Genomic DNA, 12,369 nt, shown 5'->3' on the forward strand with positions numbered 1-12,369 from the left:
AGTCCCGATTGATGGTGTGTTTGACACTCAATCGGGGCTCTCCTATAATGCGCGTCCTTTGAACGCGTGGGTCGACGGCTCGCGCCGTCAGCATCCAGTGGAGCATAAGGTAAATGCAGAACCAGAAGATTCGCATTCGGCTGAAAGCGTTTGACCATCGGCTGATCGATCAGTCGGCTCAAGAGATCGTGGATACAGCCAAGCGCACTGGCGCTCAGGTGCGTGGCCCGATCCCGCTGCCGACCAATCGCGAGCGTTACACCATCCTGATTTCACCGCACGTCAACAAGGACGCGCGCGATCAGTATGAGATTCGCACGCACAAGCGCGTTCTCGACATCGTCGAGCCGACGGAAAAGACCGTCGATGCGCTGATGAAGCTCGATCTTGCCGCTGGCGTAGACGTGCAGATTAAACTCGACTGAAACCAACACTAGACACTAGCGGGCGCTGAGTTCAACAGCTTCCGCCGCGTCGTGAGACGCCACACAATGTGCTAGTGGAATGCTCTGGAAAGGGCAGCCATAGCGGGTGATAGCCCCGTACACTAAAGGAGACTGAACATGACTATCGGTTTGGTCGGTAAGAAGGCGGGCATGACCCGTGTCTTCACCGAAGATGGCGCATCCGTGCCCGTAACCGTTATCGAGGTTGAGCCTAACCGTATCGCTGGCGTCAAGACCGTTGAGTCTGACGGCTATCGCGCGGTACAGGTCACAACTGGCTCCCGCAAAGCCAAGCACCTCTCCAAGGCGATTGCTGGTCAATACGCCAAGGCGGGTGTCGAGGCAGGCCGTTCCCTGATGGAGTTCCGTCTGACAGAAGGCGATGAGACTCCGGAAGTGGGCGGTTCCTTCACCGTATCCCTCTTTGAAGCTGGTCAGAAAGTCGATGTGACCGGTACCTCCAAGGGTAAAGGCTTCCAAGGCGCCGTTAAGCGCTGGAATTTCCGTACCCAGGATAATACCCACGGTAACTCGCTGTCTCACCGTGCGCCGGGTTCCATCGGTCAGTGCCAGACTCCAGGTCGCGTTTTCAAAGGCAAGAAGATGGCCGGTCAGCTGGGTAACGAGCGTGTCACTGTCCAGACGCTGGAAGTGGTGCGTGTCGATGCCGAGCGCAATCTGCTGTTGATCAAGGGCGCCGTGCCCGGTGCACCCGGCAGTGATGTCGTTGTGCGCAGTGCCGTGAAAGCTCGCTGAGGGGACTGAGACCGATGAATCTGAATCTCGTAGGTGCTGCAGGCACCGTCGAAGTGTCCGAAGAGACCTTTGGCAAAGACTTCAACGAAGCGCTGGTCCACCAGGTCGTCACCGCCTATCTGGCGGCAGGCCGTCAGGGTACCCGCGCTCAGAAGAACCGCTCCGACGTCCGTGGCGGCGGCAAAAAGCCGTGGCGCCAGAAGGGCACCGGTCGCGCACGCGCCGGCACCATTCGCTCGCCGCTGTGGCGTAGCGGTGGCGTGACGTTTGCCGCTCGCCCGCAGGACTACACGCAGAAGGTCAACCGCAAGATGTATCGTGCGGCCATGCGTTCGATCCTGTCCGAGCTGGTTCGTCAGGAGCGTCTGGTATTGGTCGAGGAGTTCGCCGTCGAGACCTCCAAGACCAAGCAGCTGGTCGGCAAGCTCAAGGAACTGGAGCTCGAGAAAGTGCTGATCGTCACCGAAGATCTCGACGAGAAGCTCTATCTGGCAGCGCGCAACATCCCCAACGTCGATGTCGTCGACGCTGCGGCCGCTGATCCGGTCAGTCTGGTCGCCTTCGACAAGGTGCTGATGACCGTCTCCGCTCTGCGTAAATTCGAGGAGAAGCTGGGATGAACCAGGAACGCGTATACAAGGTTCTGCTCGGACCTCACATGACCGAGAAGGCCGCTCTCGCCGCCGAGAACAATCAGTACCTGTTCAAAGTGGCCCAGGACGCGACCAAGCCCGAAATCAAGAAGGCAGTTGAAGCGCTTTTCGGCAAGAAAGTTGCCGGCGTTCAGGTGCTCAATGTCAAGGGCAAGACCAAACGCACTCGCTTCGGCATTGGTCTGCGCAAGGGTTACCGCAAGGCGTACGTGACCCTGGCTGCGGGCGAAACGCTCGAAGACTTCTCTGGCGCCGAGTAAGGCAGGAGTACGGATCATGGCAGTAGTCAAGACAAAACCCACGTCCGCCGGTCGTCGTCACGTCGTCAAAGTCGTCAACGACGAGCTCTACAAGGGCCGCGCCTATGGTGCGCTTGTCGAGAAGCAGTCGAAGTCGGGTGGGCGTAACAACAATGGCCGTATCACCACGCGTCACGTGGGTGGTGGTCATCGTCAGCATTATCGTTTGATCGATTTCAAGCGCATCAAGGATGGCATCAAGGCCGCCGTCGAGCGTATCGAATACGATCCGAACCGTAGCGCCAACATCGCGCTGCTGAAGTACATGGACGGCGAGCGTCGTTACATCATCGCGCCCAAGGCCCTCAAGGTCGGCGACGTGGTGGAGTCCGGTGTCAACGCCGCCATCAAGCGCGGAAACGCGCTGCCGCTGCGCAACATTCCGGTCGGTTCTACGGTGCATTGCATCGAACTGAAGCCGGGCAAGGGTGCGCAGATTGCCCGTAGCGCCGGCGCCAGCGCTCAGCTGGTTGCACGTGAAGGCAACTACGCAACGCTGCGTCTGCGTTCTGGCGAGGTGCGCCGCGTGCTGTCCGAATGCCGCGCTACATTGGGTGAAGTGGGCAACTCTGAGCACAGCCTGCGTCAATTGGGCAAGGCCGGTGCGAAACGTTGGAGAGGGGTGCGCCCCACTGTTCGCGGTGTCGCAATGAACCCGGTGGATCACCCGCACGGTGGCGGTGAAGGCCGTACCAGTGGTGGTCGTCACCCGGTCAGCCCGTGGGGGATTCCCACCAAGGGCCACAAGACCCGCAAGAACAAGCGTACCGACAAGCTCATCGTTCGTCGCCGCAAGTCCAAGTAACAGACATTAAGAGGTAACGGCTGTGCCACGTTCACTGAAGAAAGGTCCTTTCATCGACCTTCATCTGTTGAAGAAGGTCGAAGTCGCAACGGAAAAGAACGATCGCAAACCGATCAAGACCTGGTCGCGTCGTTCGATGATCCTGCCCAACATGGTCGGGCTCACCATTGCGGTACATAACGGTCGCCAGCATGTCCCGGTGCATGTCTCCGAGGAAATGGTCGGCCACAAGTTGGGCGAGTTCGCTGCCACCCGCACCTATCGCGGTCACGCAGCGGACAAGAAAGCCAAACGGTAAGCCAAGAGGAATAAGAGATGGAAGTCGCTGCTAAGTTGCGTGGCGCGAGCTTATCCGCCCAGAAGGCCCGTTTGGTGGCTGACCAGGTGCGCGGTAAGCCGGTCGCCGAAGCGCTCGACGTGCTGACCTTCTCACCGAAGAAGGCCGCCAAGCTGGTCAAGAAGGTGTTGCAGTCCGCGATCGCCAATGCGGAAGAAAACAACGGCATGGACATCGACGAGCTGCGTGTCTCGACCATCTGTGTCGATGAGGGCATGACGCTCAAGCGCATTCAACCGCGCGCCAAAGGCCGTGCGGATCGCATTCTGAAGCGCACCTGCCACATCACCGTCAAGGTAGCCGAGAAGTAGGAGTCGACCAGATGGGTCAGAAAGTCAATCCAGTCGGTATCCGACTGGGCATCGTCAAGGATCACACCTCGGTCTGGTATGCCGAGCGTGGAGCCTATGCCGACAAGCTGAACAGCGATCTGGAAGTGCGTAGCTATCTCGAGGGGCGTTTGAAGAACGCTTCCGTGAGCCGCATTACCATCGAGCGTCCGGCCAACAACGCCCGGATCACCATTCACACTGCCCGTCCGGGCATCGTGATTGGCAAGAAGGGCGAGGACGTCGATCGTCTGCGTCAGGATGTCACCCGCATGATGGGTGTGCCGGTGCATGTCAACATCGAAGAAGTCCGCAAGCCGGAACTCGATGCCGCTCTGGTCGCGCAGAACATCGCCGGTCAGCTCGAGCGTCGCGTGATGTTCCGTCGCGCCATGAAGCGTGCCGTTCAGAACGCCATGCGTCTGGGTGCCGGCGGTATCAAGGTGCAGCTCTCCGGTCGTCTGGGTGGTGCCGAGATCGCACGTACCGAGTGGTATCGCGAAGGTCGCGTGCCGCTTCATACACTGCGTGCCGATATCGATTACGCCACTTATGAAGCTCACACCACCTACGGCGTCATCGGCGTCAAGGTCTGGGTCTTCAAGGGCGAAATCCTCGGGGGCATCGAAGAGGTGCGTGCCAAGCAGAAGCAGCAGGCTCAGGCACCCGCACCGAAGAAGAAAGGTTCCAGGTAAGGGGAGACTGATCGATGTTGCAACCCAAGCGTACAAAGTTCCGCAAGGTGCAGAAAGGTCGTAACCGCGGCCTGGCGCATCGCGGCAGCAAGGTGAGCTTCGGGGACTTCGGTCTCAAAGCTACCGATCGCGGCCGTATCACCGCACGTCAGATCGAAGCGGGTCGTCGTGCCATTACCCGTCACGTCAAGCGTGGTGGCAAGATCTGGATCCGTGTATTCCCGGACAAGCCGATTACCAACAAGCCTCTCGAGGTTCGTATGGGTAAGGGTAAGGGTTCCGTCGAGTACTGGGTCGCCCAGATTCAGCCGGGCAGAGTGCTTTACGAAATCGAGGGTGTCTCCGAGGAGCTGGCGCGTGAAGCCTTCTCCCTGGCGGCCCAGAAAATGCCCATCTCCACCACCTTTGTGAAACGGACGGTGATGTGATGAAAGCCAACGAAATGCGTGAAAAGTCAGTCGATGCGCTGCAGGAGCAGCTCTTCGAACTGCTCCGCGAGCAGTTCAACCTGCGCATGCAGAAGGCCACCGGCCAGCTGAGCCAGACGCATCTGCTGAAGCAGGTTCGTCGCGACATCGCTCGCGTCAAGACTGTGCTCAACCAGAAGTCAGGTGACCAATAATGGCTGAAGCAAGCAAAGCACGTACGCTCACCGGCAGGGTGGTGAGCGACAAGATGGAAAAATCGATTGTCGTATTGATCGAGCGCCGCGAGCGCCATCCGATCTACGGCAAGTACATGAAGCGCTCCACCAAGCTGCACGCCCACGACGAGTCGAATCAGGCCAAGGCCGGCGATCTGGTTTCCATTCAGGAATGCCGTCCGCTGTCCAAGAAGAAGGCCTGGACGTTGGTCGAGGTGGTCGAGCAGGCCAAGGGCTGAGCCCGACAGGCGCCTTCTGAACCAGTGCAGTCAGATTAGGTTTGGAGAAAACCAATGATTCAGACGCAGACAATGCTGGATGTCGCGGATAACAGCGGCGCGCGCCGGGTGCAGTGCATCAAGGTGCTGGGTGGTTCACACCGCCGTTACGCTCGCGTTGGCGACATCATCAAAGTGACGGTCAAAGAAGCCATCCCGCGGGGCAAGGTCAAGAAAGGCCAGGTCCTCAAGGCGGTGGTCGTGCGTACGCGTAGCGGTGTCCGTCGTAACGACGGTTCGCTGATCCGCTTCGACGGAAATGCGGCAGTTCTGTTGAATAACGCCAACGAACAGCCGATCGGCACCCGTATCTTCGGACCGGTAACTCGTGAACTTCGTAACGAGAAATTCATGAAGATCATTTCCTTGGCGCCCGAAGTGCTGTAAGGAGCGAGGCGGATATGCACAAGATCAAACGTGACGACGAAGTCATCGTCATCGCCGGCAAGGACAAGGGCAAGCGTGGCACGATCAAGCGCGTCCTCGACAACGACCGTTATGTCGTTTCGGGCGTGAACATGATCAAGCGCCATACCAAGCCCAATCCTATGGTTGGCAACCCGGGGGGTATCGTCGAGCGTGAGGCTCCGATCCATGCGTCCAACGTAGCCATCTTCAATGCGGAGACCGGCAAGGCGGATCGCGTCGGCTTCCAGCTACAGGAAGACGGTACCAAGGTACGTATCTACAAGTCGACGCAGAAGCAGATCGACGCCTAACGCGAGTCGGGTAGCAAAATGGCGAACTTGAAAGAACGTTATCAAAACGAGGTCATGGCTCAGCTCAAAGAGCAGTTCAGCTATGCCAACGTTATGCAGGTGCCCCGGATCACCAAGGTGACGCTGAACATGGGCATCGGCGAAGCGACCAGCGATAAAAAGCTGATCGACAACGCCATCGGCGACCTGGAGAAGCTCTCCGGTCAGAAGCCGGTGGTAACCAAGGCGCGCAAGTCCATCGCTGGCTTCAAGGTCCGCGAAGGCTGGCCGATCGGCGTCAAGGTGACGCTGCGCCGCGAAAGGATGTGGGAATTCCTGGACCGCCTGGTCAACATCGCGATTCCTCGCGTGCGTGACTTCCGCGGCCTGAACCCGAAATCCTTCGATGGCCGTGGCAACTACTCCATGGGCGTACGTGAGCAGATCATCTTTCCGGAGATCGAGTATGATAAGATCGACCGGATCCGGGGTCTGGATGTCACCATCACGACCAGCGCCATCACCGACGAAGAAGGTCGTGCGCTTCTCAGCGCGCTGAACTTCCCGTTCAAGCAATAAGGGTGGATTCATGGCAAAGAAAAGCATGATTGAGCGTGAGCTCAAGCGCGCAAAGCTGGTCGACAAATACGCCGCCAAGCGTGCCGCGCTCAAAGCCGTCATTTATGACGTCAACGCTTCTGACGAAGAGCGCTTCGACGCTCAGCTGAAGCTGCAGCAGTTGCCGCGTGACTCCAGTCAGGTCCGTCAGCGCAACCGCTGCCGCATTACCGGTCGTCCGCACGGTTACTACAACAAGTTCGGACTGGCCCGTAACAAGCTGCGCGAAGCTGCCATGCGTGGCGATGTCCCTGGGCTGAAGAAGTCCAGCTGGTAAGCCACGTCGAGGAATTCAGGAGCGCAATGTAATGAGCATGCAAGATACTCTAGCGGATATGTTTACCCGTATTCGCAATGCGCAGATGGCCACCAAGGAGACGGTTACCATGCCGTCTTCCAAGCTCAAGGTTGAAGTGGCCCGCGTACTCAAGCAGGAAGGCTATATTACCGACGTATCGGTCACCGAAGGCGCCAAGCCCGAGCTGACCGTGACCCTCAAGTACTTCGAGGGCAAGCCGGTTATCGAGCACCTCCAGCGTATGTCCAAGCCGTCACTGCGGATCTACAAGGGCAAGAGCGAATTGCCCAAGGTCGCGGACGGTCTGGGTGTGGCGATCGTTACCACCTCTCAAGGTGTCATGACCGATCGTGCCGCACGCCAGGCGGGTGTCGGTGGTGAAGTCATCTGCACCGTATTCTAGGAGTGAGTAATGTCTCGCGTAGCCAAGTATCCGGTTAAACTGCCCAGCGGCGTCGAAGTGAAATTCGACGGCGACCAGCTGTCCGTCAAGGGTAGCCAGGGCACGCTTGAACTGACCGTGCATCCCGACGTGAAGATCACTCAGGAAGACGGCCAGCTGGTTTTCGCCCCGAGCGAAACGGCGAAAACATGGGCCATGGTTGGTACGACTCGTGCCTTGGTCCAGAACATGGTCACCGGCGCTTCCGAGGGTTTCACTCGGTCGCTGGAAATCAATGGCGTCGGCTATCGTGCCCAGGCTAGTGGCAAGACGCTGAACCTAACACTCGGTTTCTCACACCCGATCGACTACACGCTGCCCGAAGGTGTCACGGCGGAAACGCCCAAGAACACCGTGATCGTGCTGAAAAGCGCGGACAAGCAGAAGCTCGGTCAGGTGGCAGCGGAAATTCGCGCGTTCCGTCCGCCGGAGCCCTACAAGGGCAAAGGGGTTCGGTACAGTGACGAACGTGTCCGCCGCAAAGAAGCCAAGAAGAAGTAAGGCAGGGTTATGAACGCGAAGAAAGAATCTCGTCTCCGTCGTGCCCGCCGCGCCCGTGCCAAGATCCGCGATTTGGGTGTGTTTCGCCTGTGCGTCAACCGCACCCCGCGACACATCTATGCGCAGATCATCTCGCCGGACGGCGGCAAGGTCCTGGCCAGCGCTTCCACGCTGGACAAGAGCCTGCGCGAAGGTGCCACGGGCAACGCTGACGCGGCTGCCAAGGTGGGTGCTCTGATTGCCGAGCGCGCCAAGGATGCCGGCATCTCTCAGGTCGCCTTTGACCGCGCTGGGTTCCAGTACCACGGGCGTGTCAAGGCATTGGCTGATGCCGCACGCGAAGGCGGTCTGCAATTCTAAAGGGTTTAACGATGGCGAATAACGAACAGAAGGGCGGAGATCTGCAAGAGAAGTTGGTGCAGGTCAACCGCGTCGCCAAGGTGGTCAAGGGTGGCCGTATCTTCGGCTTCACCGCGCTGACCGTCGTTGGCGATGGCAACGGCCGGGTCGGCTTCGGTCGCGGCAAGGCACGTGAAGTGCCGGTCGCGATCCAGAAAGCCATGGACCAGGCTCGCCGCAACATGGTCAAGGTCAGCCTCAGCGGCAGCACGCTGCAGTACCCGGTACGCGCCCGTCATGGCGCGTCCAAGGTCTTCATGCAGCCGGCTTCCGAAGGTACCGGCATCATCGCCGGTGGCGCCATGCGCTCCGTGCTGGAACTGGCCGGTGTACATGACGTTCTGGCCAAGTGCTACGGTTCCACCAACCCGGTGAACGTGGTTCGCGCCACGATCAAGGGTCTTGAATCCATGCAATCTCCGGAAGACATCGCCGCCAAGCGTGGCCTGTCTGTCGAAGAGCTGGCGGGGTAAGCGACCATGGCACAGACGATCAAAATCACTCAGACCCGCAGCACCATCGGTGTCCTGAAGAAGCACAAGGCGACAATGACCGGTCTCGGTCTGCGTCGGATCGGGCATTCGGTCGAGCTGGAAGACACCCCCGCCGTTCGCGGCATGATCAACAAGGTCAACTACCTTGTTCGAATCGAGGGAGAGTAATCCATGAAACTCAATAGCTTAAGCCCGGCTCCGGGCTCCAAGCACGCCGAAAAGCGTGTCGGGCGCGGCATCGGCTCCGGTCTGGGCAAGACCGGTGGTCGTGGTCACAAGGGCTTGAAGTCTCGCTCTGGTGGTTCGGTCAAGCCGGGCTTCGAGGGTGGTCAGATGCCCTTGCAGCGCCGTCTGCCGAAGTTCGGTTTCACCTCGGCCAAGTCGCTGGTGTCCGAAGAAGTCCGCCTGGCCGAGCTGGCCAAGGTCGAGGGCGATGTCGCCGATCTCGCTAGCCTGAAGAAAGCCAACGTACTCAAGAATGCTACCGAGTACGCCAAGGTCGTTCTGTCCGGCGAGCTGAGCAAGGCGGTTACCGTGCGTGGCCTCAAGGTCACCAAAGGTGCGCGTGCTGCGATCGAAGCGGCCGGTGGCAAAGTAGAGGACTAAATGGCTAAGTCAGGAAACATGCCGGCGAACATGGGTAGTGGTCTCAGCGAGCTGTGGGCACGCCTGCGTTTCGTCTTCATCGCGATCGTGGTGTACCGCATCGGTGCCCACATCCCCGTCCCCGGCATCGATCCTGACCAGCTGGCTGCCCTGTTTCGGGAGAACCAGGGCACCATCCTGGGCATGTTCAACATGTTCTCGGGGGGTGCGCTGCAGCGCATGAGTATCTTCGCGCTGGGGATCATGCCGTATATCTCCGCGTCGATCATCATGCAGCTTCTGACCGCGGTATCGCCTCAGCTCGAAGCGCTGAAGAAGGAAGGCGAAGCCGGGCGCCGCAAGATCAACCAGTACACACGCTACGGCACGGTGTTGCTGGCGCTGATCCAGGCGACGGGCATGTCAGTTGGTCTGGTCAGTCAGGGCGTGGCCTATTCGGGCGACATCAGCTTCTACTTCACGGCAGTCGTGACGTTCGTGGCCGGTGCCGTATTCCTGATGTGGCTGGGCGAGCAGATTACCGAAAAGGGAATCGGCAACGGTATTTCGCTGATCATCTTCTCCGGTATCGTAGCGGGTTTGCCGAGCGCAATCGGTCAGTCGTTTGAACTGGCGCGTAATGACGGCGCCTGGAACGTGCTTCCGCTGTTGGCCCTGTCGATTCTCGGTATCGCCACGGTGGCTTTCGTGGTGTTCATCGAGCGTGGTCAGCGTCGCATCACGGTGAACTATCCGCGTCGCCAGGTAGGCAACAAGATGTACGCCGGCCAGAGCAGCTATCTGCCGCTCAAGGTCAACATGGCAGGCGTCATTCCGCCGATCTTCGCCTCCAGCATTCTGCTGTTCCCGGGCTCGATCGGTCAGTGGCTCGGTCAGGGCGACGGTCTCGAATGGCTGCAAGTGGCCTCGCAGCAGCTCGCTCCCGGTGCGCCGCTGTACATCATTCTGTTCGCCGCGGCGGTGCTGTTCTTCTGCTTCTTCTACACGGCGTTGGTGTTCAATCCCAAGGATGTCGCCGACAACCTGAAGAAGTCCGGCGCTTTCCTGCCGGGCATTCGTCCGGGAGAGCAGACGGCTCGCTACGTCGACAAGGTGATGACGCGTCTGACGCTGTTCGGGGCGCTCTACATCACACTGGTCTCGTTGATGCCGCAGTTCCTGGTGGTGGCCTGGCAGGTGCCGTTCTACTTCGGGGGTACCTCGCTGCTGATCGTGGTCGTGGTAATCATGGACTTCATGGCCCAGGTTCAGTCTCATCTGATGTCTCACCAGTATGAGTCAGTGATGAAGAAATCGAACCTGAAGGGCTACGGTAGCGGCGGCCTGACGCGCTGAGCCTCCGCGAGAGAGCATTTGGAGAGAACGATGAAAGTTCGAGCTTCTGTAAAGAAAATGTGCCGTAACTGCAAGATCATTCGGCGCAACGGCGCGGTTCGTGTTATCTGCACGGAACCTCGCCACAAGCAGCGCCAGGGTTGATTCTACCCCGAAGCTGCGAGTAAAAGCGGGCCGTGGCATATCCCTTGCCTCGAGAGAGGTTAGGGGGTATGCTATTGCGCCCTTTGTGGACGACTAACGAGCAAGCCGCTCAACATTCGGAGTAAGCTGATGGCCCGTATTGCAGGCGTCAATATCCCGGACAACAAGCATGCGGCGATCTCGCTGACCTACATCTACGGGATTGGCCGCACGCGTGCACAGAGTATCTGTGCTGCTGCCGGCATCGCACCGACCACCAAGGTTCAGGATCTGTCTGGCGAAGAGCTCGACGTTCTGCGTACCGAAGTGGGCAAGTACACCGTAGAAGGCGACCTTCGCCGTGATGTGACGCTGAACATCAAGCGTCTCATGGACTTGGGTTGTTACCGTGGTCTGCGCCATCGTCGTGGTCTACCGCTGCGTGGTCAGCGTACCAAGACCAATGCGCGTACCCGTAAGGGACCGCGTAAACCGATTCGTAAGTAATTAACGTTCCGGCGTTTAAGATCAGGATACATCAACATGGCTAACCCGCGTAGTAACCGTAAAAAGGTTAAAAAGCAGGTCGTGGATGCGGTAGCGCATATCCATGCCTCTTTTAACAATACGATCGTGACGATCACAGACCGCCAGGGCAATGCGCTTTCTTGGGCAACAGCCGGTGGTTCGGGTTTTCGTGGTTCTCGCAAGAGCACCCCGTTCGCAGCTCAAGTGGCGAGTGAACGTGCAGCGACTGCTGCAGCCGAGTATGGTGTGAAAAACGTCGACGTGCTGGTCAAGGGCCCAGGTCCTGGCCGTGAGTCTGCCGTGCGCGCGCTCAATGCCGCCGGCTTCCGTGTACAGAGCATTACTGACGCGACGCCGATTCCGCACAACGGATGCCGTCCGCCGAAGAAACGCCGCGTTTAAGGAGACAGACTCATGGCTCGTTATCTTGGACCCAAGTGTAAGTTGTCTCGTCGTGAAGGCACCGACCTCTTTCTCAAGAGCGGTGTCACTCCCTTCGAGAAGAAGTGCAAATCCGAGCAGATCCCGGGTGTGCATGGCCAGCGCCGTCAGCGTCTTTCCGACTACGGCTTGCAGCTTCGCGAGAAGCAGAAAGTGCGTCGTATCTATGGCGTGCTCGAAAAACAGTTCCGCAACTACTACAAGGAAGCCGCTCGCCTGAAAGGTGCGACCGGCGAATCCCTGCTGCAGTTGCTGGAATGCCGACTGGACAACGTGGTCTATCGCATGGGCTTCGGCTCCACGCGTAACGAATCACGTCAGTTGGTCAGCCACAAGGCGATCGCGGTCAATGGCCGTACTGTCAACGTGGCGTCCTATCAGGTGCGTCCCGGCGACGTCGTGTCTGTTCGCGAGAAGGCCAAGAACCAGGCCCGTATCCAGCAGGCCCTGTCCATCGCTGCCAACCGCGGCGACGTGACGTGGATCGACATCGATTCGAAGAAGATGGAAGGCACTTTCAAGGCTGTCCCGGAACGCGGTGACCTGTCTGCCGACATCAACGAAAACCTGATCGTCGAGCTGTACTCCAAGTAAGTCTGAGCTCGGGTCGCGATTGCGGCCCGAGACCAGCATTGGGTACCGATA

26 protein-coding genes are annotated in these 12,369 nt (G+C 58.9%); all 26 read left to right on the forward strand.

Translation table 11 applies throughout. From position 1 onward, the window contains the following. The first annotated feature begins 113 nt into the window (after positions 1-113). The 26 genes from rpsJ (at position 114) to rpsD (ending at position 12,318) form a co-directional block, all read left to right on the forward strand. On the forward strand, positions 114-425 hold the full coding sequence (gene rpsJ / locus CCD76_RS12140) for a 30S ribosomal protein S10 (RefSeq protein ID WP_035470365.1): 312 nt from the start codon (positions 114-116) through the stop codon (positions 423-425). Positions 426-563: 138 nt separating this feature from the next. Continuing rightward, complete coding sequence (gene rplC, locus CCD76_RS12145; RefSeq protein WP_087719762.1) at positions 564-1,202, forward strand: 50S ribosomal protein L3; 639 nt, start codon at positions 564-566, stop codon at positions 1,200-1,202. Between the two features lie 14 nt (positions 1,203-1,216). Continuing rightward, positions 1,217-1,822 (forward strand): 50S ribosomal protein L4, encoded by a 606-nt coding sequence (gene rplD / locus CCD76_RS12150; protein WP_087719763.1) that lies wholly within the window; start codon positions 1,217-1,219, stop codon positions 1,820-1,822. After that, the gene (gene rplW / locus CCD76_RS12155) at positions 1,819-2,115 is read left to right on the forward strand and encodes a 50S ribosomal protein L23 (protein WP_087719764.1); all 297 of its coding nucleotides are present in this window, start codon (positions 1,819-1,821) and stop codon (positions 2,113-2,115) included. Before rplD ends, rplW begins: the two co-directional genes overlap by 4 nt. Before the next feature lie 16 nt (positions 2,116-2,131). After that, positions 2,132-2,959: a 50S ribosomal protein L2 gene (gene rplB / locus CCD76_RS12160; protein ID WP_087719765.1), complete on the forward strand. Its 828-nt coding sequence runs from the start codon at positions 2,132-2,134 to the stop codon at positions 2,957-2,959. 22 nt (positions 2,960-2,981) lie between these two features. Next, the gene (rpsS, locus tag CCD76_RS12165) at positions 2,982-3,257 is read left to right on the forward strand and encodes a 30S ribosomal protein S19 (protein WP_071230710.1); all 276 of its coding nucleotides are present in this window, start codon (positions 2,982-2,984) and stop codon (positions 3,255-3,257) included. A 17-nt stretch (positions 3,258-3,274) separates the two neighbouring features. Then, entirely contained in the window at positions 3,275-3,607 is a 333-nt protein-coding gene (gene rplV / locus CCD76_RS12170; RefSeq protein WP_035470378.1) for a 50S ribosomal protein L22, read from the forward strand. Positions 3,608-3,618: 11 nt separating this feature from the next. Then, on the forward strand, positions 3,619-4,320 hold the full coding sequence (gene rpsC, locus CCD76_RS12175) for a 30S ribosomal protein S3 (RefSeq protein ID WP_087719766.1): 702 nt from the start codon (positions 3,619-3,621) through the stop codon (positions 4,318-4,320). Between the two features lie 14 nt (positions 4,321-4,334). Continuing rightward, positions 4,335-4,748: a 50S ribosomal protein L16 gene (gene rplP, locus CCD76_RS12180; protein ID WP_071230712.1), complete on the forward strand. Its 414-nt coding sequence runs from the start codon at positions 4,335-4,337 to the stop codon at positions 4,746-4,748. Continuing rightward, positions 4,748-4,942 (forward strand): 50S ribosomal protein L29, encoded by a 195-nt coding sequence (gene rpmC, locus CCD76_RS12185; RefSeq protein WP_075563678.1) that lies wholly within the window; start codon positions 4,748-4,750, stop codon positions 4,940-4,942. The genes rplP and rpmC overlap by 1 nt, the downstream gene beginning before the upstream one ends. Continuing rightward, positions 4,942-5,202, forward strand: a complete 261-nt coding sequence (gene rpsQ, locus CCD76_RS12190) for a 30S ribosomal protein S17 (RefSeq protein ID WP_071230714.1) — start codon at positions 4,942-4,944, stop codon at positions 5,200-5,202. The genes rpmC and rpsQ overlap by 1 nt, the downstream gene beginning before the upstream one ends. Before the next feature lie 54 nt (positions 5,203-5,256). Further along, entirely contained in the window at positions 5,257-5,628 is a 372-nt protein-coding gene (gene rplN / locus CCD76_RS12195; protein WP_071230715.1) for a 50S ribosomal protein L14, read from the forward strand. Positions 5,629-5,642: 14 nt separating this feature from the next. After that, a complete protein-coding gene (gene rplX, locus CCD76_RS12200; RefSeq protein ID WP_071230716.1) occupies positions 5,643-5,960 on the forward strand; it encodes a 50S ribosomal protein L24 in 318 nt (105 codons plus the stop codon). Between the two features lie 18 nt (positions 5,961-5,978). Continuing rightward, a complete protein-coding gene (gene rplE, locus CCD76_RS12205; protein WP_071230717.1) occupies positions 5,979-6,518 on the forward strand; it encodes a 50S ribosomal protein L5 in 540 nt (179 codons plus the stop codon). Between the two features lie 10 nt (positions 6,519-6,528). Continuing rightward, positions 6,529-6,834 (forward strand): 30S ribosomal protein S14, encoded by a 306-nt coding sequence (gene rpsN / locus CCD76_RS12210; protein ID WP_071230718.1) that lies wholly within the window; start codon positions 6,529-6,531, stop codon positions 6,832-6,834. Between the two features lie 31 nt (positions 6,835-6,865). Next, positions 6,866-7,258, forward strand: a complete 393-nt coding sequence (gene rpsH / locus CCD76_RS12215) for a 30S ribosomal protein S8 (protein ID WP_071230719.1) — start codon at positions 6,866-6,868, stop codon at positions 7,256-7,258. Positions 7,259-7,267: 9 nt separating this feature from the next. After that, entirely contained in the window at positions 7,268-7,798 is a 531-nt protein-coding gene (gene rplF, locus CCD76_RS12220) for a 50S ribosomal protein L6 (protein ID WP_071230720.1), read from the forward strand. Positions 7,799-7,807: 9 nt separating this feature from the next. Further along, positions 7,808-8,158 (forward strand): 50S ribosomal protein L18, encoded by a 351-nt coding sequence (gene rplR / locus CCD76_RS12225; protein ID WP_071230721.1) that lies wholly within the window; start codon positions 7,808-7,810, stop codon positions 8,156-8,158. Positions 8,159-8,169: 11 nt separating this feature from the next. Then, positions 8,170-8,670, forward strand: coding sequence for a 30S ribosomal protein S5 (gene rpsE / locus CCD76_RS12230; RefSeq protein WP_071230722.1), 501 nt, complete (start codon positions 8,170-8,172; stop codon positions 8,668-8,670). A 6-nt stretch (positions 8,671-8,676) separates the two neighbouring features. Further along, the gene (gene rpmD / locus CCD76_RS12235) at positions 8,677-8,859 is read left to right on the forward strand and encodes a 50S ribosomal protein L30 (protein WP_071230723.1); all 183 of its coding nucleotides are present in this window, start codon (positions 8,677-8,679) and stop codon (positions 8,857-8,859) included. 3 nt (positions 8,860-8,862) lie between these two features. Further along, positions 8,863-9,297 carry a 50S ribosomal protein L15 gene (rplO, locus tag CCD76_RS12240; RefSeq protein ID WP_071230724.1) on the forward strand — a complete coding sequence of 145 codons (435 nt, stop codon included), beginning with the start codon at positions 8,863-8,865 and terminating at the stop codon, positions 9,295-9,297. Next, positions 9,298-10,632 (forward strand): preprotein translocase subunit SecY, encoded by a 1,335-nt coding sequence (secY, locus tag CCD76_RS12245; protein ID WP_087719767.1) that lies wholly within the window; start codon positions 9,298-9,300, stop codon positions 10,630-10,632. A gap of 30 nt (positions 10,633-10,662) precedes the next feature. Then, positions 10,663-10,776: a 50S ribosomal protein L36 gene (rpmJ, locus tag CCD76_RS12250; RefSeq protein WP_031384759.1), complete on the forward strand. Its 114-nt coding sequence runs from the start codon at positions 10,663-10,665 to the stop codon at positions 10,774-10,776. A gap of 129 nt (positions 10,777-10,905) precedes the next feature. Beyond that, positions 10,906-11,262 carry a 30S ribosomal protein S13 gene (gene rpsM, locus CCD76_RS12255; RefSeq protein ID WP_071230726.1) on the forward strand — a complete coding sequence of 119 codons (357 nt, stop codon included), beginning with the start codon at positions 10,906-10,908 and terminating at the stop codon, positions 11,260-11,262. A gap of 36 nt (positions 11,263-11,298) precedes the next feature. Continuing rightward, positions 11,299-11,685: a 30S ribosomal protein S11 gene (gene rpsK, locus CCD76_RS12260; protein ID WP_009723883.1), complete on the forward strand. Its 387-nt coding sequence runs from the start codon at positions 11,299-11,301 to the stop codon at positions 11,683-11,685. A 12-nt stretch (positions 11,686-11,697) separates the two neighbouring features. Continuing rightward, positions 11,698-12,318, forward strand: a complete 621-nt coding sequence (rpsD, locus tag CCD76_RS12265; protein WP_071230727.1) for a 30S ribosomal protein S4 — start codon at positions 11,698-11,700, stop codon at positions 12,316-12,318. The last annotated feature ends 51 nt before the right edge of the window (positions 12,319-12,369 follow it).

The sequence above is a fragment of the Salinicola salarius genome, assembly GCF_002179555.1.
GTDB lineage: Bacteria > Pseudomonadota > Gammaproteobacteria > Pseudomonadales > Halomonadaceae > Salinicola > Salinicola salarius_A.